Raw genomic sequence first — 1,798 nt, 5'->3', positions numbered from 1 at the left:
ATGATCACCAGCACCCTGCCGAGATCGGCGAAGGTGCTCTCCTCAGGGGCAGTCACGTCTGTGCCTTTCGAAGCAGCTGGAACAAACAGCGAGCCCGAGGCCCGGAGGCCGGATCGGCAGTGCGCGAGTTGGTGTATGGGCCCACACGTATGAAGAGGTCAAGGATGCGCATGCTACCTCGGCACGGTCCCTCCGCCGACTGGCAGGGCTCGAAGGGAACCCGGTCGGGATGTCCCCCGCCGGGTAGTCTCTTAGCCCAACCTGAACACCCGTGGGCCACACAGCGAACGTCCGCTGGCAGCTGGCCCCACCCGTCACAGGGGCCTCGGCACCCCCGAGCTGCACCGGTTCACGGGGCTGCTCCGGCTGTTCACCGGCCCGTACCTCGGACCTGGTCGGCCCGCAGGCCCGGTCGGCTAGGGTCGATCCTTTCCGACCCCTCCGATCGCCCTACCCGACCGGACGACGATTGCCGTACCCGACCGGACGACCCACAGAACAGGCAGGACCGCGCACATGGACAGGCTCGTCAACACCGTCCGCCCGTACGCCTGGGGTTCGGTCACCGCGATTCCCGAGCTGCTCGGCCGGGAGGCGACCGGCGAGCCGCAGGCCGAACTGTGGATGGGCGCGCACCCGGGTTCACCCTCCCGAGTGGACCGTGGACAGGGCCTGCGTTCACTCGCGGCGCTGATCGCGGCCAACCCGCAGGCCGAGCTGGGCGCCGCCGGCGTGGCCAAGTTCGGGCCCGAGCTGCCGTTCCTGCTCAAGGTGCTGGCCGCCGGTACGCCGCTCTCCATCCAGGCGCACCCCGATCTGGCGCAGGCCAGGGCCGGGTTCGCCGAGGAGGAGGCCCGAGGGGTGCCGGTCGACGCGCCGCACCGCAACTACAGGGATGCCAACCACAAGCCCGAACTCATCTGCGCGCTGGGCGATTTCGAGGGCCTGTGCGGCTTTCGCGCACCCGTCGAGACGGCCGACCTGCTGCAGTCGCTGGGCGTCGCCTCGCTCGCCCCGCTGATCGAGCTGCTGCGCACCAAGCCCGAGGCCGAGGCACTGAGCCAGGCGCTCGCCACCATCCTGACGATGACCGGCGACGGTGCCTCGGCCACCGTCGCCGAGGTCGCCGCCGCCGTCGAGCGGGCCGCCGAAACCGAGCCCGGCGGGCAGTTCGCCGGATACACCTACGCCGCCCGGGAGTTCCCCGGCGACACCGGCCTGCTGGCCGCCCTGCTCCTCAACTACGTGCACCTGCGCAGCGGCGAGGCGCTCTACCTCGGCGCGGGCGTCCCGCACGCCTATCTGCGCGGCCTCGGCATCGAGATCCTGGCCAACTCCGACAATGTGCTGCGCGGCGGGCTGACCCCCAAGCACGTGGACGTGCCCGAGCTGCTGCGCGTGGTGATCTTCCGCAGCGGGAAGCCCGAGGTACTGCGCCCGGTGGCCGACGCTGACGGCGAGGAGCTGTACCCGGTGCCGATCGACGAGTTCCGGCTCTCCCGCTTCGCCCTCGGCACCACCGACCGGCGGGTGGCGGGCCTGGCCCCGCAGATCCTGCTCTGTACCGAGGGCACCGCCCGTCTCACCGCCGCGGACGGCTCCACGCTGATCCTGGCGCGCGGCGAGTCCGCCTTCCTGCCCGCGACGGGTACCGGGACCGTACTCTCCGGCCCCGGCGCCACGGTCTTCCGCGCGACCGTCACGCTCTGAGAGGGTGTTCGATACCGATTTAGGCTGCCGCGAGGGGTCTCGGTCGGAGGTATTGCCCGACTTTGTCGGGGCTGGCGGTCAGGCGAGT

At 71.1% G+C, this 1,798-nt stretch carries 1 protein-coding gene; it reads left to right on the top strand.

Annotated elements, in window-relative coordinates:
- Positions 1-516 precede the first annotated feature (516 nt).
- Complete coding sequence (gene manA / locus P3T39_RS37320; RefSeq protein WP_280703777.1) at positions 517-1,710, top strand: mannose-6-phosphate isomerase, class I; 1,194 nt, start codon at positions 517-519, stop codon at positions 1,708-1,710.
- The last annotated feature ends 88 nt before the right edge of the window (positions 1,711-1,798 follow it).

This window comes from Kitasatospora sp. GP82 (assembly GCF_029892105.1).
Lineage (GTDB): Bacteria > Actinomycetota > Actinomycetes > Streptomycetales > Streptomycetaceae > Kitasatospora.
Note: the sequence above shows the minus strand (reverse complement) of the source record. Positions and strands in the feature narration are given on the sequence as shown.

What these genes read in the sequence shown, in the direction of transcription:
- manA (WP_280703777.1), top strand. Translation starts at nt 517, where the DNA reads ATGGACAGGCTCGTCAACACCGTCCGCCCGTACGCCTGGGGTTCGGTC.